Origin of the sequence: Halomonas sp. OfavH-34-E, from assembly GCF_024124525.1 — a bacterium.
GTDB lineage: Bacteria > Pseudomonadota > Gammaproteobacteria > Pseudomonadales > Halomonadaceae > Halomonas > Halomonas litopenaei.
The window spans coordinates 50,205-71,898 of record NZ_JAMXRY010000021.1; the positions used below are offsets into that span (position 1 = coordinate 50,205).

Below are 21,694 nucleotides of genomic sequence, written 5' to 3' on the forward strand. Positions count from 1 at the left end.
AGCACCCCGGTTTCATCAACCCATAATAATAGTTGTCAGGAGTCCGCATGAAGAATATCACAGCTCTGCCCGCCGCCCTGCTGCTCGGCGCCAGCCTCAGCGTCGGCACCGCCCAGGCCGCCGACGAGGCCGAATGCATCGCCCCGGCCAAGCCCGGCGGTGGCTACGACCTGACCTGCCGGCTGGCCGCCAATGGCCTGCTCGAGACCGGACTGATCGAGGACCCGATGCTGGTCACCTACATGCCCGGCGGCATCGGTGCGGTGGCCTACAACCACGTCAACGGCGTGCGCACCGACGACCCCAACCTGATCGTCGCCGCCAGCACCGGCGCTGCGGTCAACCTGGCGCTGGGCAAGTTCGGCCAGTACGACGCCAGCGAAGTGCGCTGGGTCGGCGCCCTGGGGGTCGACTACGGCGCCATCGTGGTCAAGGCCGACGCGCCCTGGCAGACCCTGGATGAGCTGATGACGGCGCTGCAGGAAGACCCCACCCAGGTCGCCTTCGGCGCCGGTGGCAGCGTGGGCAGCCAGGACTGGATGAAGGCCGCGCTGACCGCCAAGGCCGCCGACGTCGACCCGCGCAGCCTGCGCTACGTGGCCTTCGAGGGTGGCGGTGAGGCCCTGGCCGCACTGCTCGGCAACCATATCCAGGTGTTCTCCGGTGACCTGTCGGAGCTCAAGTCCCAGCTCGAGAGCGGCGACATCCGCGTGCTGGCGGCGCTGTCCGAGGAGCGCATGGGCGGCCCCTACGCCGAGATTCCCACCGCCGCCGAACAGGGTTACGACGTCCAGTGGCCGATCTGGCGCGGCTACTACATGGGCCCCGAGGTCAGCGACGAGGCCTACCAGGCCTGGGTCGAGCGCCTCGAGAACCTGGCCGGCAACGAGACCTTCGCCGAACTGCGCGAAGCTCGCGGCCTGTTCCCCATGGCCCGCTTCGGTGACGACTTCGACGGCTACGTCAAGGATCAGGTCGCCGGCTTCAAGGAGCTGGCCACGGAAGTGGGTCTGACCCAATGAGTATCGCCGCCGACCGCTGTCTGGGTATCGCCCTGATGGGGTTGGCGGCGTTTACCGCCGTCAACGCCCTGTCCCTCGAGGTGCCCTTCAGCTACGACCCCGTCGGCCCCAAGGCCTTTCCGCTGGGGCTCTCCATCCTGCTGGGGCTGCTGTCGCTGGTGCTGGTGATACGTCCGGGAGAAAACGGCCACTGGCCCGACAAGCGCCTGGGATTGCGCCTGATCGGCGTGCTGGTGCTGCTGCTGGTCTACGCCGTGCTGTTCCCGCGCCTGGGCTTTTTGTTGAGCTCGATGCTGGTGATCGCCGCCCTGGCCTGGCTGTTCGAGGCCAGTCCGCTCAAGGCCGTGGCCACCGGTGTGCTGATGGCGCTGGGCGGCCAGTGGCTGTTCACCCATGGCCTTGGCATCGGCCTGCCCGGCCTGCCGTGGTAGCGCGAACCGCCGCCCTGAAGCCAGCTCCTGTAACAGCTCAGCTGCCAGCGCTGCCCCAGCCCTGACCGCCACCGATCCCTGATCAAGGTGTTCCCATGTTCGACTTTCTTATTGAAGGCTTCGGCGTCGCCCTGACGCCGCTCAATCTTGGCCTGGCCTTCCTCGGCGCGCTGCTGGGCACCCTGTTCGGCGCCCTGCCGGGCATCGGGCCAATCAACGGCATCGCCATCCTGATGCCGCTGGCCTACACCCTGGGCCTGCCCGCCGAATCCGCGCTGATCCTGCTGGCCGGCATCTACACCGGTGCCGAGTACGGCGGGCGCATGTCCAGCATCCTGCTCAATGTGCCCGGCGACGCCGGCGCGGTGATGACCACCCTCGATGGCCATCCGCTGGCCAAGCGTGGCCTGGCCGGTCCGGCGCTGGGCCTGTCGGCGGTGGCGTCGTTTGTCGGCGCCACCATCGCCATCATCGGCCTGACCCTGTTCGCCCCGCTGCTGGCCCGGGTGGCGGTGATGTTCGGCCCCGCCGAATTCTTCGCGCTGATGGTGTTCGCCTTCTCGTCGATGTCGGTGATGATGGGCAAGGACCCGATCAAGACCGCCATCGGCGCCGTGCTCGGCGTGCTGATCGGCACCGTCGGCGTCGACTCCGGCACCGGCGTGATGCGCTACACCTTCGGCATGCCGGAGCTCTATGACGGTATCGACTTCGTGGTGATGATCATCGGCCTGTTCGCCATCAGCGAGATCCTGCTGATGCTCGAGCACGCCCATCGCGACGACGTCGATGACACCCTGCCGCCGCTGGGCCGGGTGTTCGTCAGCCTCAAGGAAGTGATGGCCTGCAAGGGCACCATGCTGCGCTCCGGCGTGCTCGGCTTCATCATCGGCGTACTGCCCGGAACCGGCGCCTCGGTGGCCGGGGCGGTGTCCTACACCACCGAAAAGCGGCTGGTGGACAAGGACAACACCTTCGGCACCGGCGACATGCGTGGCCTGGCGGCGCCCGAAGCGGCCAACAACGCATCCGCCGCAGGCTCCTTCGTACCGATGCTGACCCTGGGCATCCCCGGATCCGGCACCACCGCGGTGCTGCTCGGCGCGCTGATGCTCTACAACATCACCCCGGGTCCGATGATGTTCACCGACAACCCGGAGGTCGCCGGTGGCCTGATCGCCTCGTTGTACATCGGCAACCTGGTGTTGCTGGCGCTCAACCTGCCGCTGGCCGGGGTCTTCGCCAAGGTGCTGACCATCCCGCGCTGGGTGCTGGTGCCGGCCATCGCCGTGCTATCCTTCGTCGGGGTCTATCAGCTGCATTCCGACCTGACCGCCATCTATCTGATGCTCGTCATCGGTGTCTTCGGCTACCTGCTGCGCAAGCTCGGCTTCTCGCTGGCGCCGGTCATCCTCGGCTACGTGCTGGGCGGCCTGATGGAAGAGAACCTGCGTCGGGCGTTGGCGATCAGCGGTGGCGACACCGCCATTCTGTGGCAGTCCGGCATCTCGCTGTCGCTGTGGATTGCCGCCTCGGCGCTGCTGGTATTGCCCTGGCTGGTACCCAAGCTGCTCAAGCAACGGCCCTCGAGCCAGGCTTGATGCAACGGGCTTCAGGGCCATGCTCGAGTCGCCCCGGCAAAGGCCCTGGCATAGCTCTCGGCATCGCTCTCGGCATCGCTCTTGTGTGGCCCGCACGAAGCCCCAGCGTAGCCCTTATGTAGCCCTTGTGTAGCCCTTATGTAGTCCCTGCGCGGCGCCATCTGGCGCCGCGCGCCGTCGTCAGGCTCGATCACCACCACCTGTGCACAGAGTACAGGCAACGCACACAGGAGACGCCATGCCCGCCGCCCCCTCACTCCTTCCCCCCGGCGCCTGGCGCTTCCTGCCCACCCTCGCCCTGGGCGGACTGGGCGGGGTCATCGCCTACCTGATCGACCTGCCGCTTCCGTGGCTGCTCGGCGCCCTGATCACCACCACCCTGGCGAGCCTCGCCGGGGTGCGCCTGGGCTCGCCAGGGCGGCTGCGCAAGGGGGTTCTGGTGGTCATCGGGGTAATGCTGGGCTCGGCCTTCACCCCGGAGCTGTCCGGCGATATCACCGCCTGGGCCGCCAGCGCCGCGATCATGCTCGCCGCCACCGCGGTAATGATGGTGGTGGCGGTGGCCTTCAGCTACCGCGTGGCCGGTCACTCGCTGGACACCGCGCTCTACGCCGGCGCCCCGGGCGGACTGTCGGCGCTGTTGATGATGGCCCACGAGTCTGGCGCTGACCTGCGCGCCGTCGGTATCACCCACGCGGTGCGAATCCTGGTGCTGCTGCTGGCGATTCCACCGATCCTCGGCCTGTTCGGCCACGTGGATCTGGCCGGCGCCAGCAACGGGCCGGCCCAGTGGAGTCAGCTACCGTCGCTCGCCGGCACCGCCTGGCTGGTGGCGGCAGCGGCGCTCGGCGCCGTGGTCGGCCGGGTGCTACGCCTGCCCAACGCCCTGCTGTTCGGGCCGGCGCTGGTGTCGTCGCTGCTGCACTTTTCCGGGCTGACCCACGCGGTGCTGCCACCGGCGCTGATCGCCCTGGCTCAGGTAGTCATCGGCACCTCGGTGGGCGTGCGCTTCGTCGGCGTGGCGCTGTCCGACATGGCGCGGCAACTGGGTCTGGCGGTGGTCCAGGCGCTGATCCTGGTGGTGCTGGCGGTGGCGGCAGCCTGGGTCGGCCAGGCGCTGACCGGCATCTCGGTGGCCGCGGCATTGCTGGCCTACATGCCGGGCGGGGCGCCTGAGCTGAGCCTGGTGGCGCTTTCGCTGAACATCGAACCGGCCTTCGTCACCTCCCACCATCTGCTGCGCATCACCGTTCTGCTGGTGGCGTTGCCGCCGCTGGTGGGCTGGGCCCATCGCCGCCTCAGGGCCTGAAGGCACCTGGATTCAGGCGTGGCGCTTGGGCTCAGGCGTGGGCGTTCAGAAACGTCATCAACCGGGGAAAGACCTCACGGTCGACCCGGGCGCCCATGAACACGTCCTGATGACCGTAGCCGTCGATGATCGCGAGCTCATGGCGCCCCGGGGCGGCCTCCTCCAGGGCCCGGTGGCAGTGCACGTTGCTGTCGGTGAAGACGCGATTGTCGCGTCCCGTCAGCAACAGGCAGGGGGTATCGACGCGGCGCGCCTCGAGCAGGTAGTCGTCGGGTAGCGCGGCGTATTCGGGCGCCTCGCGCATCTTCACCGTGCGATGGCCCCGGCCCAGCATCTTCAAGACATGCCGGTGGTAGTTGAGCCCTACCGGGCCGTAGAGGTCACCACCCCGCCGGTGGGTGCGCTCGTCCAGATTCTCGTGGTTGTACAGTGCCGGCCAGCCGGTGCCCCACATCAGTGACAGCATATGGCAGGCCGGCACGTCGCATTCGCGGTGGAACAGCGATACGCCTTTCGACAACAGCTTGCCCAGCGTGAATCTTGGATCCTCGCTCCAGCGCGGGCTGACGTAGGGCTGCTGGAAGATGCGCTCGATCACGAAGGGAAAGATCTGGCCCTTGATCCTCGACCAGCGCGGTACATGGGGCGTCAGCGCAACGCTGTTGAGGATGCAGGAGCGAATGCCGCTGACGGTTCTGCCGAACAGTGCCATGGCAAAGCCCATCGAGCCGAGACAATGGGCGATCACGTGCAGCTCGACGTCGTCACCGGCGACCTGCCGGATCTTTGCCACCGCCGCGGGAAAATCAAACAGCGCACAGTCATCCATGGAGTAGCGGTTGGGCTGCAGGTTGTAGGGGTGGCGGTTGCTCATGCGGAAGTCCAGCGTCCACACCTCGTCGACCCCTTCGTCGAGCAGGAAGCTGACCAGATTGCGATGCTCGGGCTGGATGAACATGTCGCTGGAGGTGGTCAGACCGTGAACGATCATCACCGCCATGCGCCCCTGGCCACGACGAAAGCGCAGCAGCGACAGCCCCAGGCCGTCCTCGGTACAGAAGCCGTGCTGGGTGACCTCGGCGTCGACAACGCCGTCGAGGGTGTAGAGGGGGATCTCGCGGGCCATGATGTTACCTCCCGGTGGGTCGCCGCTTCCGTCTGCTAGGCCAGCATCCGCACCATGGCGCGCTCGGCCAGGGCGGCGATGGTGCGCGAGGGATTGAGCCCCAGCGCGCGCGGCACGATGGCACCGTCGAGCACGTACAGTCGCGGATAGCCGAACACCTCCCCGGCATGGTCGACCACCCCGTCCCAGCGATTCTCTCCCATGGGACAACCGCCCAGTGGGTGCGGGGTGATCAAATAGTCCAGCAGGCGCCAGCTCGGTGGCTCGATGGCGACGCCTCCGGTGGCCGCGCTCAGGCGCTTGTGGCGTTCGCACAGCGCCTGCACCGTGGCTCGCGACGCGGCCACCCGATAGTCCAGGCTCAACGACGGCTCTCGCTCCAGCCAACGCCGCGTCAGCCTCAGCACCCCGTCGGCGGTGTCCATGCCCTGGCCGAACCAGGGCATCAGGCAGCGATCGGGGTCATTCTCCTTGAGCGCCTCGGCCAGCACCGCACGCCAGCCACCCCGCAACATGCTCGCGGTGGCGGAGCGCGACAGCAATTGCGTCAAGGCGTGGGCGATCAAGTCAGGGTAGCCGCCGTCCTCGACGAAGTAGCGCTCACCGCCGTCGCTGCCGTCGAGATAGTCGATGGCGGCGCTGATGGTCGGCCCGCGACAGGCATCGATGCGTCTGTTCGGGTAGATCGCGGGGGTCAGGAAATCGCCATTGGCGCACCAGTGATGGCCGAGCAGCGGCGACAGTTCCGGCAGGGTGCGATACTGGTCCCTGGCCCGCAGCAACAGCTCGGTGGACCCCAGCGAGCCGGCGGCAAGGATCACTCGCTCGGCGCGCTCGTGACGGATCGTCGGCGCGCCTTCCAGATGCTGAAAGGTCACCCGATAGCCCCCGGACTCAGGCACCAGTGAGCGCACCATACTCAGTGGACGGACCTGTGCCCCCAGTTGCTCGGCCCGGGCCAGGTAATTCAGGTCGAGCGTGTTGCGGGCCCCCACCGGGCAGCCGATATCGCAATAGCCGCAGTGGATGCAGGTCCCCTGTTCCTTGCCGTGGACGTTGATGGTCTGCCGACTGTGTCGACGGTGGTGAGGCTCACTGAGCCGGTAGCTCCAGTCGGGGTCGAAGCGCACCGCCAGCGGCAAGGGGCGAAAGCGATCGCCGTCACCGCTGCGCACGGCGGCCTCCTGGACCAGTCGATAACGCTCGCTGACCTGGCCCGCGGGGACCTCGGCCACCTCCAGCATCTTGCCTACCCGGTCCTGGTAGGGGACGAGCTCATCGAAGTCGATCGCCTCCGGCCAGCCACTGTCGAAGGCGAAGCGCTCAGCCGGCACCGAGACATTGGCGTAGACCAGCGAACCACCACCCACGCCAGCGCCCTGTGCCACCGCCATGCGCGAAAAGAAGCGCAGGTCGAGCCAGCCATGACGCTCCCGAGGGGCGTCCACATCGAAGCACCAGTCATCATCCGGCCCCCGGGGAAAGTCCTCGCGCTCCCAGCGTCTTCCGCGCTCAAGCACCAGCACCTTGAGCCCGGCCTCGGCGAGCCGGCAGGCCGCCACGGCCCCACCAAACCCTGACCCCACCACGATGGCGCCGTAGTTCATGCCTCGGGCCCCCGGCGAATGACCCAGGGCGCATAGAGGTGCCACAGTTCACCAAAGAAGAAGCGACCGAAATCCGCCACCGTGCGCAGGTCCCCTTGGCCCGTCGGCGTCATGGTCTTGAGCATGGCCATCAACTCGGCCACGCCCAGGTGCAGGATGCCCGCCCCGAGAATGTCGGCCGTGGCGCTCTCGCCCTCGTGCAGGGTGGTATAGAGGGTGGTGGTATCGCGCCAGAGATCAGGCCCCGGATCGTCGTTGACCCGCTTCACCCCGTGCAGGAACAATCGCCGCTCATCCAGTTCCAGAACCGCATCGTAGACCATCTGACGCCCCGCCCCGGGGCCCTGGGAAAACAACTGAAAGTCGCCCTCGAGAATCACCAGCCCGAGGCCCAGCGGGGCAAAATCGACGACACCACCCAGCCTGCCGTGGTGGCGGTCGTCGGCCAGGAAGGCGCCCATGTCGTTGATCTGGACCTTGGCGTGGAGGGCCAGTTCGGTGCCTTCTGTATGCCCCAGCCGTTCACCACGCTCGGGCGCCTGGCTTCCGAGCGAAAAATGGCCTCGCATGGTTTCCTCGAACAGCAATCCCGCCAGCATGGGGTTAGTCGTATTCACCGCCATTTCTCCAGGAAAGGACCTGCTCTTGCGCCTGTCGTCCGGGCCGCCCGCCCTTTGGCGACCGGCACGTCAGCACTCTTCCGACGAGCACTCTTCCGACGAGCGCTCTCCAGCCCAGCGCCCTTCAGCCCCGCTTTCGACACTGCCGCTACCGGCCATATCGCTCGCTACCAGGGCACCAGCGCCAGATCGTTATAGGGCACCACGGAGCCATCGGGGTCCGTCACCCTGACTTCATCGCCGTAGCGATCGATCACCTTGACCCGCAGGCGGTGGTGAGCGCGGTCCAGCTCCAGGCGACAGAAGTTTTCCTGCTGATAGAAGCCAAAGGCCCGGTAGTGCAGCGTCACGTCACCATCAAACAGCGGAAAGCCATCCACCTGACCGGGCAGACGGGAGTCGTGGACAAAGCCGTTGGGGTCTCCGTCGGCCCAGAAGAACGGCCAGTACAGCGCCGAGGAGGTGACGTCATACAGCCGTCGCGGCTCGCCACCGCCCCCTTCCACCACCATCTCGGCGATATTGGCGCAGTGCACGTCGCCACTGAGGAAGATCACGTTGTCGATGCCGGCCTCGACGATATGTTCGACCAGCGCCTTGCGGGTGGCCGGAAACCCCGACCAGCTATCGCTCTCGGCACGCCGGGAGAGGTTGGTCCGCACCAGATCCGTCGGCGCCTGGGCGTCTTGGCCATCCAGGGCCGGATCGAGCCTTTCATCCAGCGGACTGGGCGCGAAAACCGTCGAGGTAACGACAAACTTGGGCATAGCGCCGCAGCGGGCCTGCTGGTCGCTCAGCCACGTGAGCAGCACGTCCAGCTGGGAAGGATGCTGGGGGTCGATGCTGGGCCGTCCCAGCAGATGGTTGTCCATCACCCGGTTCTCGCGACCGTAGGTACGATGGGTACGGGTGTCACAGACGAAGAAGGGATAGCCGCCGCAGTCGAAGTGATAGTGCAGATGACGCCCGAAGCTGCGCGGGCAGTGTGACCACTGATAGCTCATGTAGGCGCCAATGGCGACATTGAACAGCTCGCGCTTGGCGGCGAGGCGGTCACGATGCCAGTTGTCCTCGATTTCGTGGTCATCGAGGATCATGTACACCGGTGCCTGGCGCAGGAAGTGGCGCATCTGCGGGGAACCAAAGGCCTGGCGATAGCGGTCCTGAAACTCGGCGAAGGTCTCGGCGCGACCGATCGGCACGAAGCGACTGTACTGATCGGCGTAGATCTGATCGCCCACCAGCAGGCTGAAGCGCGCCGCCGGCCGACTGCCTCGACGCCTCAAGTGACTGGCCATGGGGCCGAAGATGCGATCGGCTTCCTTGGTCTTCCACAGGGTACCGGGATAGCGACAGGACCCCAGCAGAAAGGCCAGTCGTGGCTCCACTGCGGCGGCAAAGGTGGTGAATTCGGCCTCGCAGTGCTCGCCATCGAGGTCGGCGAGCAGCGACGCCATGCCGTTGACGTCGGGGAGCCTGGCGGCGATCTGGGCATCACTCAGGCTTTCCACGTCGGGCGTCGTGTCATCCAGGGTGAGGGTCGCGACACGCACCTTGTAGCGGGTATCGGGCGTCAACGGCACCACCCCATCGGGTTGGCCCAGCGGCGCCACGCCATCGATCGCTCCCAGACCTTCCTCGGCCCCCAGCTCGAAGGTCCCGGTACGATCAAACTCCCGGTGCAGACGAAAATAGAAGGCGTGGGGACGTGACGGATCACCGTCGATCAGGCGGGGCAAGCCATTGTCCTCGACCACCGCCAGCAGGCCCACGGTTCGCAAGGACGCGGTCAGGTCGACGCCATCATCATTGGGAGCGATACCGCGAACCCACAGCCGACAGCTGTGAGCCGTGGTGTGCCCCACGATAGGCCCGATATCGGGCGCGCGAAGTCCCGACATGTGCCCTCCTCCGTCGCAGCGGCGCGTGCGAGGCAGACCGGTTGCCCGCCTGTCCCGTTAAGCGTAGTTCGACTTTGCTGAAGCGGCGACCTGGGCTCTGGTAACCTGTTACTTGCCAGCGCGGTCCTGCCAGTCGCTGATGCTCGCCGATTCTCTTCAATGCCAGCCCAGGAAGCCTCCATGACAGCGACGTCGGACAGCGCCCAGGACGTACTCTCGGTCAGCGACCTCAATCGACGCGCGCGCTCTGCGCTGGAAGCCGATCTCGGCGAACAGTGGATCGAAGGCGAGCTGTCGGGGGTCTCGCGCCCGGCCTCGGGGCACGTCTACTTCACCCTCAAGGATGAACGCGCCCAGGTGAAGGCGGTGCTGTTTCGCACGCGTGGACGCTTTGTGTCGACGCCCATGCGCGACGGAGATCTGGTGCGGGTGCGCGCCCGAGTCTCGCTGTTCGAGCCCAGGGGCGACTACCAGTTGATCGTCGAGGCGGTGCAGGCCGCCGGAGCCGGCGCCCTGCTCGCCGCCCTGGCGGCGCTCAAGCAACGCCTGGGCGACCAGGGGGTCTTCACCAACGCTCGCTCGCTGGCCTTTCCCCCGCGACATCTGCTGGTGCTGACCTCCGCCAGCGGCGCCGCCCTGCGAGACGTGCTGGCGGTACTCCGGGCACGCTGGCCGCTGGTCACGGTGACCCTGATACCGGTACCGGTCCAGGGGGCCGAGGCGGCGCCCGCGATCATCGCCGCCCTGGGCCTGCTCAATCGCCAGGCGACGCTGGACCCGGCCCGGGACGTGGTGCTGATGACCCGCGGAGGCGGCAGTCTCGAGGATCTGTGGGCCTTCAACGATGAACACCTGGCCCGAGCGATCCACCACTCGCGCCTGCCGGTGATGTCTGCGGTGGGCCACGAGACCGACCAGAGCCTGTCGGATCTGGCCGCCGACGCCAGCGCACCGACGCCCTCCGCCGCCGCCGAACGTCTGGTGCCCTCGCGCCAGGAACTGACGGCCCGGCTAACCCAGGCAGACAATCGTCTGAAGGGTGCACAAGCACGCCTGTTGCAGCGGGAAGGCCAGCGGCTGGATCACCTGCGCTCGCGCCTGCGTCACCCCGGCGAGGCGATCGCACGTCAGCGCGATAGTCTTGGCCAGCTGAAGGAACGCCTCGGACGCGCCATCAGCGGTCGAGTGGTTGCCGAGCGGCGCCGCCAGACAGACCTGGCTCACCGTCTATCGCTGCGCTCGCCCGGACTCACCCTGGACGAGAATCGGCGCCAACTGAGCCGCTTGAGACGCCGTCTCGACGGCGCCCAGCGGCTATCGCTTGTCCATCGGCGCGAGCGCCTGGCGGCCGCTGCTCGGGAGTTGCAGGCGGTCAGTCCGCTGGCCGTACTGGGCCGTGGCTACGCCATCCTCACCGCCAGCGACGGCCAGGCGGTGCGCCGCGCCGATCAGACCGCGCCCGGCGAGCGACTGCACGCTCGCCTCGCCGATGGCGAGCTGGACGTCGAGGTGATCGAGACATGGCCGGCAGCCGAGCAGGCCCCGGACAACCGATCCGACGACGAGGCCTAGGGCTTGTCTGAAAAGTGCCTGCGCTCGGTAATACAGCGTTAAAAATCGGATCAAAATGCTCATTTACACCCCGTAAACTGCGCTTTCTCACCGATTTTTGCCTTGTCTAACCTTCGCTCGTCGACTTTTCGGACAGCGCCTAGGTTGTCGGTATCTTGCCGGCGGCACCTTGCCGGCGGCACCTTACCGACGAACCGCCGCCGGCTGAAGCAGCCGGACGGGGCCGGAGCGGGGATCTTCGGGGGCTCGGCCCATCGGACCAAGCCTGCCCATCAGGCTAGCGAGAGGGGCTTGCCACCCCCGGCTTGAACGAGGCGGGTTCCAGCTCGTGGCGGGACAACAGCTTGTAGAAGTCGGTGCGGTTACGTCCGGCGATGCGCGCCGCCTGGGTCACGTTGCCCTCGGTGATCTTCAGCACCTTGACCAGGTAGCTACGCTCGAATCCTGCGCGAGCGTCGTTGAAGGTCGGCATGGCGTTGTCTTCCGCCGCCAGCGCCTGGGCCACCAGGGCTTCCGGGATCATCGGCGCACTGGACAGTGCCACGCACTGCTCGACCACGTTGACCAGTTGACGCACATTGCCGGGCCAGGCACAGGTTGCCAGCAGATTGAGCGCCTCCGGCGAGAACCCCTTGACGAAGGGCTTGTGGCGCGACGCCGCCTGGGCCACCAGATGCTTGACCAGCAGCGGCACATCCTCGGCGCGATCCTTGAGCGCCGGCAGCTTCAGGTTGACCACGTTGAGGCGATAGTAGAGATCCTCACGGAACTCGCCTTCATGCATGGCCTGATCCAGATCGCGATGGGTCGCCGACAGTACCCGCACGTCCACCGGCACCGACGTGGTGGAGCCCACCGGGCGCACCTGACGCTCCTGCAGTACCCGCAGCAGCTTGACCTGGATCGCCAGCGGCATGTCGCCGATCTCGTCCAGGAACAGGGTGCCACCGTCGGCCGCCTGGAACAGCCCGCCGTGTTCGCTGATGGCCCCGGTGAAGGCGCCCTTGGCGTGGCCAAACAGCTCGCTTTCCAGCAACTGCTCCGGCAGCGCGCCGCAGTTGATCGCGATAAAGGGCTTGTCGGCGCGGGCGCTGGCCTTGTGGATGGCATTGGCCAGCAGCTCCTTGCCGGAGCCCGATGGTCCAGTGACCAGCACGCTGACATCGGACCCCGCCACCATCCGCGCCTGCTCGAGAATACGCTCCATTTCAGGGCTGCGGGTGATGATCTCGTCGCGCCAGCTGTCGTCACCTTCGCCGCTGCTGGCGGTATTGGACAGAGCATCGTCGATGGCACCGAACAGCTCTTCGCGGTCCACCGGTTTTGTCAGAAAGCTGAACACGCCCTGGCGAGTGGCGCTGACCGCATCCGGAATCGAGCCATGGGCGGTCAGGATGATCACCGGCAGGCCGGGCATGCGCCGCTGGATATCCTGGAACAGCGCCATGCCGTCCATTTCATCCATGCGCAGGTCAGACAGCACCAGATCCGGCCGCCCTTCTTCCAGCCGTTTGAGCGCCTCGCGACCGCTCTCGGCGGTGGTCACCCGGTAGCCGCGGCTTTCCAGGCGCATGCCCAGAAGCTTCAGCAGGCTGACATCATCGTCTACCAGCAGTACATGGGCCGATGTCCTGGCGTTCGCGGTCGCTGCGACTTGCTTCATATCACCGTCTCCACAATTTCACTCCATCCGCTGTCGCTGGTTGGTGCTCTGCTCTCATTCCGCCTGCTGTCGCAGATTGATGTTCTGCTCGATGGCAGTCATGGCATTCTCTGCTTCAGCCTGCCAGCGTCCTGACAGCGCTTACTCCGCCTGCTGTCGCAGATTGATGTTCTGCTCGATGGCAGTCATGGCATCGAGCTTGTCTGCCAGTTCCTTGTTTTCCTGGCGTAGCCGAGCCACCTCGCCATGATGGCGACCGGCGCGGTCATCCAGGGCGCGCCGCCCTTCGAGTTCGTTGAGCCAATAGCGCAGCAGGGGCTGGAGTTCAACGGGCGCCAGGCTCAGGTCCGCCTTGTAAAGCTCCGACGCCTGGTCCCACTGGGCTTCGCTGCCCCAGCTCAAGGCCACGGCACGCCCCAGGCGTTGCTCGGGCGCATGACCTTCCAGCCGCGCCAGCATGGCGTCACGCCACTGGCGATCGCCACGCTGGGAGGCCAGACCGAAGGCGATCCAGTCGGTCAACATGCAAGAAGACTCGGCAAAGGTCGGCACCTCTGCATGGCAGGTGGTCAGATCGAGCGCTTCGACCGCCGGTGTTTCGTCACCGACTGACTCGATAGGCAGCATTTCGCAACCGCTGATCACCAGCATCAGACTGACAACAGCGGCAGGGCCGACGACTCGGGTAAGCGAGCGTCGAGGTGTCAGGGTCACACCCCTTGAGTTCATAGCGTCAGGTTCCTTGCGTCCTGGCCCGTCAATGCGGGCCTTGTATCGTTATGTAGGCCGTAATGTCGGCCATCTTCCGGTGGTGCTGCCGGCAGCGTCAGTCGAAAGCACACCGGCCACTCGGGATCATCGATCAGCTCGAGCCGGCCGTGCTGCAGACGAGCGCAGTCGGCCGCCACGGAGAGTCCGATGCCGGAGCCCTTGAGCGCACCCTTGCGTCGTGCTCGTCCCTGGTAGAAGGCCTCGAAAAGGTGGTCACGGTCCTGCTCGGCGATCGGCTCGCCGGTGTTGGCCACCTCGAGCTCGAGCCTGTCGTGGCGTGCACGGGCGCGAATCAGCAGCTTGCCACCATCCTCACCGTAAGCCACGGCGTTGGACACCAGATTATCGAGCAATCGGGCGGTGGCCTGATGATCGGCACGCCACTGCAGCGGGCCCGAGAACACTTCGACCGCCATCTCCTTGGACTGCAGGCTCAATCGATGCTTGGCCAGCACCTCGCGTGCCACCGTGGCCATGTCGAGGCGCTCGATGGCCGCACTGCGGTGGTGCTGCAACAGATTATAGTCGAGCAGTTGCTCGATCAGGCGCTGCAGTTCGGCGCCGCTGGCGTCGATCAGGTCCAGCACTTCACGCTGACGCGGGCTCAACTCACCGGCCACGCCATCGGACAAAAGCGCCGATCCCTCACGAACGCTGGCCAGCGGTGTCTTCAGTTCATGGGACATATGGCGCAGGAACTGCTGTTTCTGGGCTTCGAGTTCTTCCAGGCGATGGGTCAACCAGTCGAGCCTCTCGCCCAGCGCCACCAGCTCTGCAGGGCCCTGAACGTGGCGCTGCTGGCTGTCCTGATAGCCACTGCCGATGCCGAGGATGCGCCGCTCGAGCTGACGCACCGGGCGTATGATCAAGCGGGTGAACAACAGCATCAGCATCAGACTCGCCGAGACCAGCGCCCCGGTCTGCCACCACAGGCGTTGCTGAACTTTTCGAGCCCGCTCACGGATGGCGTCCAGGCGTAGATCGATACGCCTGTTGGTGGCCTGGCGCATACCCTCGACGTGTCGGGAAAAAGCTACAAAGTCGTCGAGCGAAGCCGCGTAGGCCTCCGGCGGCTGTTGCGGCAGGGTCGCGAGTTCGTCGAGCAGGCGTTCCAGCGCCTGGATGTCGGGGTCATCGGGCAGCAGCAGGCGCTGGCGCGCCAGCAACTCACGGAACTCGGCCAGACGATCGGCATAGATGTCGAGCAGGCTTTCTTCCTGGATCACCGCGTACTGGCGCGCACCACGCTCCATTTCCACCGCCAGCGACCCCAGGGTGCGTGCCCGACGCGTCTCGGACACCGCCTGACGAGCGCTGACCTCGGCCAGCCGCGACAGCTCCGACAGCGCCTGACCAGCCTGGTACATCAGCACACCAAGCGGCAGCATGACCACCACGAAGGCCAGCAGCACCAGTTGCAACAACGAGCGGGGGCGCCAACGGCGCGTGGCAGCAGAGGTCATGACCAGAGTTCTGTGAAGGAAGGTGAATGAAGCGTCCATCAATCCATCCAGAAGAATACCAGAATTGGCCCGTTACCCCCGCGTCAAACGCTCAGCCGACTTCGCAAAAAACCGTATGAAAAAAAAGGGGCCGGCTAGGCCGGCCCGAATACGCAGGGAACTGAAGGGTCGAAAACAGATCAATCGATGGCCTGGTCCGCCCATTGAACGGTTTTCGGGTGGCCCGAAGGGCCCGAAGCCAAGGTGCGATCGTCGTTACCAGGAACCTGATCTCACCTCTCGGATGGTCTCCCATCCTGCCTCGTTCTGGCTCCGTCGCCTGGGCGGCGGAGCGAAAGACTCCCCCGAAGGGGTCGGCTTCCTTGCCAGAGCATCCTTGCTCTTCACGACACCTCTCCATGCCTGATCGGCCGGTGCCGTCTCATCGCAACCTTGTGTCGCACATCACGCGGAGCAGGCGCTGGGTTCGTCGGAGTCGCACAGGGCAGTGATTTCTCCGCCGATCCCGGAAGGACAACGACACTTGATCGCCACCTTCCCTGCTCGCCAAGACTATAGCGATCACCGTGCCAAAAACAAAGCAACTTATTTATTATCAATAACTTAAAATTATCAAAAATCGCCAACCATAGACATCTTGAGCGTCATGGCCGACTTTCGAGGCCTGACCCTTGAACAAACGTCGCCAAATCCAGACGCAAAACGAGCCAAAATCAAAATATCCTTACTTAACAAACAATTGCGGCGTCTCCATTTGGAGACGCCGCAATGGTTGGCCGAAACGTCGACGAGCACCTTCCCTGGTACGCCCTACAAGGCCTTGCTCATTACCTTCGACTTCCGCGCATGATTGTAGGCGTCGCGTCGCAGCGGTGGCAGTTCATCGAGCGCCGAGGGGACAAAGCCGTGCTCAAGAAACCAGTGGGCGGTGTGGGTGGTCAGGGCAAACAGACGATCGATGCCCTGGCGCCGGGCCTGACGCTCGATCTCTGCCAGCAGGCGTTCACCACGGGCCCCGCTACGATAGTCCGGGTGCACCGCCACGCAGGCCAGCTCACCGACGTTGGCGTCGTCGAAACGGTGCAGGGCGGCGCAACCGATGACCATGCCATCACGCTCGATCACCAGGTAGTCGTCGATCTCGTGCTCGAGCCGTTCGCGGGATCTCGGGACCAGCATGCCGCGCTTCTCCAGCGGATCCAGCAGTTCCAGTAGCCCGCCGATATCCTCCACGCCCGCCGCTCGAAGCTGTTCGTAGCGATGCTGGGTGATCATGGTGCCGACGCCGTCACGGGTGAAGAGTTCGCCCAGCAGAGCGTCGGCGTCGCGCCAGGACAACAGGTGGGTGCGTGCGACGCCATGGGACGCCGCCTCGCAGGCGGCTCCCAGGTGGCGTGCGCGCTCCTCACCGATAGAGGCGTCGTCCAGCAGCGGCCGCGCCTCCGCCGGAGACAGCTGTCGCAACAACCGCCCGCTGTCATCGCGCAGACCGTCGGATTCCCCCAGCAGGATCAACTTGTCGGCCTTCAGCGCCACTGCCACTTGCTGGGCGACCTCTGCGGCGTCCAGGTCGAAGACCTCGCCAGTGCTGGAAAACCCGAGCGGCGGCAGCAGCACCAGCGAGTGCTGCTCGAGCAGGGCTCTGACCGCCCCTGAGCGGACCCGGCGTACCTCGCCGGAACGCTGGAAGTCGACGCCGTCACGCACCCCCAGGGGCTTGGCCATGACCAGATTGCCGGACACCGTGGTCAACTCGATACCGTGCAGCGGCGTGTTGGGCAGCCCCAGTGACAGCCGCGCCTCGAGCCACAGGCGTTGCTCGGCGGCGACCCGCTCGACCCTGGCCATGATGGTTTCGTCGGCGACCCAGCGCCCCTGATGGCGCACCGGCGAGATACCCTCGGCTTCGAGCACGCTGTGTACCTGATGGCGAATGCCGAAGGCCACCACCAGCTTGACCCCCAGGGTGTGCAAGAGCGCCAGGTCCTGGATCAGCGACTCCCCTCGCCCCGCCGCCATCGCCTCTCCTTCGACCAGCACGACGAAGGTGCGGCCACGGTGGGCATTGATATAGGGCGAGGAATGGCGAAACCAGTCGACGAAGGAAAAGGACGTGTTCAAGGACCGGACCTGCTGCGGCGGACAAGGAGAAAGGAGTTCTCACTATATCAGAGCCTGCTATCGACCCACACCCGCCCCGCCCGTTACGCCCTGCTGCCACCTGCGCACCTGTGAATGCCAGACACGACAACGGCGCCCGAAGGCGCCGTCATGGGTGGGGGGGGGGGAGGGAGAAAAGGAGCAACATGATCGCCAGGCGATCTTCTCATTCCCGCATAAGGGGAAGCCCCCCTGCCTAGTTGAAGATCTCCCTGCCTAGTTGAAGATCCCCTTGAACATGCAAGAAAGAGCAACATGATCGCCTGGCGATCTCGCCTGTCAGCCCTATCGCCCCTTTCCAACCCGTTAGTTGAAGATCCCCTTGAACATAAAGAAGAACATGATCGCAAGGCCCGCCCCTGCCGGCAGGGTGATCAGCCAGGACATCACGATGGTACCGATGACCCGCAAGTTGAGGGCGGCAAGACCGCGGGCCAGACCCACGCCCAGCACCGCACCCACCAGGGTGTGGGTGGTCGAGATCGGCAGGCCGGTTCCCGAGGCCAGCACCACGGTGGTGGCGGCGGCCAGGGTGGCGGCGAAGCCACGGCTCGGGGTCAGCTCGGTGATGCCGGTACCGACGGTGGCGATGACCTTGTGACCATAGGTCACCAGGCCGACCACGATGCCACCACCGCCCAGCACCAGCACCCACCAGGGCACCGCCGAGGCGCCTTCGATGCTGCCATGCTCATGCACCACGCTGATGACCGCGGCCAGAGGGCCGACGGCATTGGCCACGTCGTTGGAACCGTGGGCGAAGGCCATGGCACAGGCGGTGAAGATCATCAGCACGCCGAACACCCGCTCGACACCCTCGAAACCGAAGGAGTCGGTCTTGCGCTGGCTACGGCCGATGCTGCGCTCGCGCCAGATACCCAGGCCCATAAGCGCCAGGCCAAAGAGCACCGCGATCAACAGACTCTCGAACGGAGCGAGGTGCAGGCCCACGTGCTTGAGGCCCTTGGTCAGGGTCACCATGGCGACGATGAAACCCACCAGGAACACGTACATCGGCACATAGCGCTTGGCAGCGGCGAACGGATCGTCGGCTTCGAACACCAGACGCTGCACCGACTTGAACAGCATGAAACCGATGGAGCCCGCGAGCAGCGGCGAGACGATCCAGCTGGCGGCGATCTGGCCCACCTTGCCCCAGCCAACCGCCTCGATGCCGAGCCCGGCCAGGGCAAAACCGACGATGGCACCGACGATGGAATGGGTGGTGGACACCGGCCAGCCCTTCATCGAAGCGATCAGCAGCCAGGTGCCGGCGGCCAGCAGCGAGGCCAGCATGCCGTAGACCAGGAACTGGGGGTCGTTTTCCAGAAGGGCCGGATTGATGATGCCCTTGCGGATGGTTTCGGTGACCTGGCCACCGGCCAGCCAGGCACCGAGAAATTCAAAGATGACGGCGATGATGATCGCCTGCTTGATGGTGACCGCCCGTGAACCTACGGAGGTACCCATGGCATTGGCCACGTCATTGGCACCGACGCCCCAGGCCATGAAGAAACCGAACGCGCAGGCCAGTAGGATGAAGATGTCACCGTGCTGGGCAATGATCGACATGGGAGAAGATCCCTTGATTGCTGACTGAGGAAAGTCTGAATGACGTCAGACCGCCCGCGGGCGGTCGGATGGAAAGACGGTCTTCAGTTCGCCGTCATGATCTGGAGTCGGCTGCCGACCCGCTCGGCGCGGTCCGACACTTCACCGATCCATTCGATGATCTGATAGAGGAACATCACGTCTACCGGCGGCAGGTCCTTCTCGAGGGCGAACAGCTGGCGACGAATGGCGATCTGCTGCTCGTCGGCACGCTGCTCCAGGTCATGCAGCCCACGGATCAATTTCTGCATCAGCTCGGTGACATTGCGTCCGAAGCCGGATTCGAGCAGGTCCTTGAGTTCCTCGAGGGCCTGACGCGCCTGGGCGACACAGTCGACGGCGGTGGCGATGTACTCGCGCATCGGGATCGCCAGGGCGTCGGGTACCTGCATCTGGCGGCCGAGCATGATGCCGGTGATGTCGCGGGTCTTGTTGGCGATCTTGTCCTGAACGCTGACCAGGTCCAGCAGGTCCGAACGGGAAACCGGCAGGAACAGGGTGTTGGGCAGGTTCAGCCTCAGCTCGGTCTTCAGCGAGTCCGCCTCGTGTTCGAGCCGGGTAATCACTTCACGATGCGAGGCCGCCGCGTCCCAGTCGCCCCTAAGGGTCGCCTCGAAGAAGGGCAGCAGCTCGGCAGAGCAGTCGTGCGCCTTTTCGATATGGGCCAGCAGCGGTTGAAAGGGGGAGCGGCCAAACATCGCCGAAAACGGATTTGATGTCACCATAGGGAGTCACGGACACTGGAGAAATGGCGGCGACAGTATAGTGACCCCAAACTGTCACGTCATGGAAAAAATACCGCCACACTGACGTCACATTGATGTGATTTACCCTCCATTATCCCTGTCAGGACGCTCCGCATGAGCCATGAAGTCGAACTCAAACTCGCCCTGGGGCCGGATGGCCCGGATGCGCTACGACGCCACCCCCGCCTCGCCGGAGAGGCTTCCCGCCGTCAGACGCTGGTCAATACCTACTACGACACCCCAGAGGGAGATCTCAAAGAGGCCCGCGTCGCCCTGCGTCTGCGGCGTATCGGCGACGAGTGGCGCCAGACCCTGAAGACCAGCGGCCAGGGCGGTGGAGGCCTGTCCACCCGGGGAGAATGGGAATGGAAGGTGGCCGGCGACACCCTCGACCTGGAAGGTCTCAAGGGGCTCGAGCCGATCCAGGCATTGGACGAGACCCTGCTGACCCGCCTCGCCCCCTGCTTTACCACCGACTTTCAGCGGGAGGTGTGGCTTTTGCAAAGCGATGGTGGCGAGGTCGAAATCGCCCTCGACGAGGGAGAGATTCGCGTGGGGGAGCGAAGCGTTACCATCCGCGAGGTCGAGCTCGAGCTCAAGCGGGGAGACGCCAGACAGCTACTGGAGCTGGCCGACGGCTTCGCCGAGAGCGTCCCGCTGCGCCCATCGGACACCAGCAAGGCGGCTCGCGGAACGGCACTGGCGGAGGGTTGGCGGCTGCCGTCCGGCGACAGTCCCTCGCCCCTGCTGCATCGCCTGGTGGTCGCCCTAGACGCCTACGCCGACACCCAGGACAGCGGCTGGATGGTCACCGCCCGGGAGACGCTAGAGCGGCTTGCACAGTGCTCGTCGGCGCCCGGTGTCGGTGAGGAAGTCAAGCACCTGCAAGGCTGTCTCGAGGACGCCGAGCACCGTCCCGACTGGCTCAGTGCCGAGGTCGGCGCCGGCCTGTTGAGACTCGGTCGCCGGCTACCCGACAACGTCGAGATGGAGTAACGTCAATAGCGAGCAACGCCGACGATGGCCCCATTTCCTGTAGGCGATAACCCAATCCCTGCAGGAGAATGCCCCGAGACCACAAGGACACGCCCGTGATCAACGGCTACAAGCCGGCCGCCGAAGGCCTCAAGACGCGCATCTTTCAGATCATCTTCGAGTCGGATACCCGGCTGGCCAAGGGCTTCGACATCGCCTTGATCACCGCCATCCTGGCCAGCGTGCTGGTGGTGGTGCTGGAGAGCGTCGATAGCCTGCGCATGCAGCATGGCGAGCTGTTCAGGGCCATCGAATGGACCTTCACCATCCTCTTTACCATCGAGCTGGTCCTCAGGCTCTACTGCCTCGAGCGGCCGCTCAATTATCTGAAGAGCTTCTACGGCACCGTCGACCTGATCGCCATCCTGCCGAGCTGGCTGGCGCTGCTGATCCCCGGGGCCCAGTCGCTGATCGTCATCCGCCTGCTGCGCAGCCTGCGCATCTTCCGGATACTGAGACTGATGGAATTTGTCGGCGAGGGACGCCTGTTGATCGACGCGCTGAAGCGCAGCGGCCACCAGATCTTCCTGTTCCTGTTCACGGTGTTCATGCTGGTGACCATCTTCGCCTCGATGATGTATCTGATCGAGCCGAGGGAGGCCGGCTTCACCAGCATTCCCGTAGCCATCTACTGGGCGGTGGTGACCCTGACCACGGTGGGCTACGGCGATATCTCGCCGGTGACGCCGCTTGGCCAGGCCATCAGCGTGGTGGTCATGTTGATCGGCTACTCGATCATCGCGGTCCCCACCGGGGTCTTCTCCGCCGAGGTAATCCGCTCGATTCGTGCCGATCGCTACTCCGACGAAGCCTGCCCAGGCTGCGGCCACGACCGCCACGAGCAGCGTGCCAAGTACTGCCTGATCTGTGGCACCTGGCTCGACGAGGACACCCCCGACCCCAACGCACCGAAGGAAGAACCTGAAGAGGAACCGGAGGACGACGGCGGCGGGGAAGAAAAGGCCAAGCGCGAAGATGACGACGATGATGGCGACGATGGCGTCAGCAATCCCGACCGCAGCGGCCCCTCTGTCTAAGGCCCTGGCCGCAACGGGC

Annotated in this window: 17 protein-coding genes; 7 read left to right on the forward strand and 10 right to left on the reverse strand. The window is 65.4% G+C overall.

Features of this window, described 5'->3' with window-relative positions; genetic code table 11:
- Positions 1-47: 47 nt before the first annotated feature.
- From NH448_RS10940 to NH448_RS10955, 4 genes are all read left to right on the forward strand, one after another.
- On the forward strand, positions 48-1,022 hold the full coding sequence (locus NH448_RS10940; protein WP_108449946.1) for a tripartite tricarboxylate transporter substrate-binding protein: 975 nt from the start codon (positions 48-50) through the stop codon (positions 1,020-1,022).
- A complete protein-coding gene (locus NH448_RS10945) occupies positions 1,019-1,453 on the forward strand; it encodes a tripartite tricarboxylate transporter TctB family protein (RefSeq protein ID WP_045991090.1) in 435 nt (144 codons plus the stop codon). Before NH448_RS10940 ends, NH448_RS10945 begins: the two co-directional genes overlap by 4 nt.
- Positions 1,454-1,548: 95 nt before the next feature.
- Entirely contained in the window at positions 1,549-3,054 is a 1,506-nt protein-coding gene (locus NH448_RS10950) for a tripartite tricarboxylate transporter permease (protein WP_045991091.1), read from the forward strand.
- 238 nt (positions 3,055-3,292) lie between these two features.
- Positions 3,293-4,363, forward strand: coding sequence for an AbrB family transcriptional regulator (locus NH448_RS10955; protein WP_253028775.1), 1,071 nt, complete (start codon positions 3,293-3,295; stop codon positions 4,361-4,363).
- Between the two features lie 31 nt (positions 4,364-4,394).
- Here the strand turns inward: NH448_RS10955 and NH448_RS10960 are convergent, their stop codons facing one another.
- From NH448_RS10960 to NH448_RS10975, 4 genes are all read right to left on the reverse strand, one after another.
- Positions 4,395-5,489 carry an alpha/beta fold hydrolase gene (locus NH448_RS10960; RefSeq protein ID WP_253028776.1) on the reverse strand — a complete coding sequence of 365 codons (1,095 nt, stop codon included), beginning with the start codon at positions 5,487-5,489 and terminating at the stop codon, positions 4,395-4,397.
- 35 nt (positions 5,490-5,524) lie between these two features.
- Complete coding sequence (locus NH448_RS10965) at positions 5,525-7,096, reverse strand: GMC oxidoreductase (RefSeq protein WP_222570039.1); 1,572 nt, start codon at positions 7,094-7,096, stop codon at positions 5,525-5,527.
- The gene (locus NH448_RS10970) at positions 7,093-7,713 is read right to left on the reverse strand and encodes a hypothetical protein (RefSeq protein ID WP_222570038.1); all 621 of its coding nucleotides are present in this window, start codon (positions 7,711-7,713) and stop codon (positions 7,093-7,095) included. Before NH448_RS10970 ends, NH448_RS10965 begins: the two co-directional genes overlap by 4 nt.
- Positions 7,714-7,883: 170 nt before the next feature.
- Positions 7,884-9,617 (reverse strand): alkaline phosphatase D family protein, encoded by a 1,734-nt coding sequence (locus NH448_RS10975; protein WP_253028777.1) that lies wholly within the window; start codon positions 9,615-9,617, stop codon positions 7,884-7,886.
- A 180-nt stretch (positions 9,618-9,797) separates the two neighbouring features.
- Here NH448_RS10975 and xseA point away from each other — a divergent pair, with 180 nt between their 5' ends.
- A complete protein-coding gene (xseA, locus tag NH448_RS10980; protein ID WP_253028778.1) occupies positions 9,798-11,189 on the forward strand; it encodes an exodeoxyribonuclease VII large subunit in 1,392 nt (463 codons plus the stop codon).
- 277 nt (positions 11,190-11,466) lie between these two features.
- Here xseA and glrR read toward each other — a convergent pair whose 3' ends face one another.
- The 6 genes from glrR to NH448_RS11010 form a co-directional block, all read right to left on the reverse strand.
- Complete coding sequence (gene glrR, locus NH448_RS10985; protein ID WP_045991097.1) at positions 11,467-12,852, reverse strand: two-component system response regulator GlrR; 1,386 nt, start codon at positions 12,850-12,852, stop codon at positions 11,467-11,469.
- Positions 12,853-12,993: 141 nt separating this feature from the next.
- Positions 12,994-13,581 (reverse strand): hypothetical protein, encoded by a 588-nt coding sequence (locus NH448_RS10990; RefSeq protein ID WP_231498601.1) that lies wholly within the window; start codon positions 13,579-13,581, stop codon positions 12,994-12,996.
- The gene (locus NH448_RS10995; protein WP_253028779.1) at positions 13,578-15,086 is read right to left on the reverse strand and encodes an ATP-binding protein; all 1,509 of its coding nucleotides are present in this window, start codon (positions 15,084-15,086) and stop codon (positions 13,578-13,580) included. The genes NH448_RS10990 and NH448_RS10995 overlap by 4 nt, the downstream gene beginning before the upstream one ends.
- A gap of 810 nt (positions 15,087-15,896) precedes the next feature.
- Positions 15,897-17,207, reverse strand: coding sequence for an amino-acid N-acetyltransferase (gene argA / locus NH448_RS11000; protein WP_045991098.1), 1,311 nt, complete (start codon positions 17,205-17,207; stop codon positions 15,897-15,899).
- Between the two features lie 345 nt (positions 17,208-17,552).
- A complete protein-coding gene (locus tag NH448_RS11005) occupies positions 17,553-18,818 on the reverse strand; it encodes an inorganic phosphate transporter (RefSeq protein WP_045991099.1) in 1,266 nt (421 codons plus the stop codon).
- Between the two features lie 83 nt (positions 18,819-18,901).
- Positions 18,902-19,582, reverse strand: a complete 681-nt coding sequence (locus tag NH448_RS11010; RefSeq protein ID WP_253028780.1) for a TIGR00153 family protein — start codon at positions 19,580-19,582, stop codon at positions 18,902-18,904.
- A 135-nt stretch (positions 19,583-19,717) separates the two neighbouring features.
- Here NH448_RS11010 and NH448_RS11015 point away from each other — a divergent pair, with 135 nt between their 5' ends.
- Complete coding sequence (locus NH448_RS11015) at positions 19,718-20,599, forward strand: CYTH domain-containing protein (protein ID WP_253028781.1); 882 nt, start codon at positions 19,718-19,720, stop codon at positions 20,597-20,599.
- A 98-nt stretch (positions 20,600-20,697) separates the two neighbouring features.
- On the forward strand, positions 20,698-21,675 hold the full coding sequence (locus NH448_RS11020) for an ion transporter (RefSeq protein ID WP_253028785.1): 978 nt from the start codon (positions 20,698-20,700) through the stop codon (positions 21,673-21,675).
- The last annotated feature ends 19 nt before the right edge of the window (positions 21,676-21,694 follow it).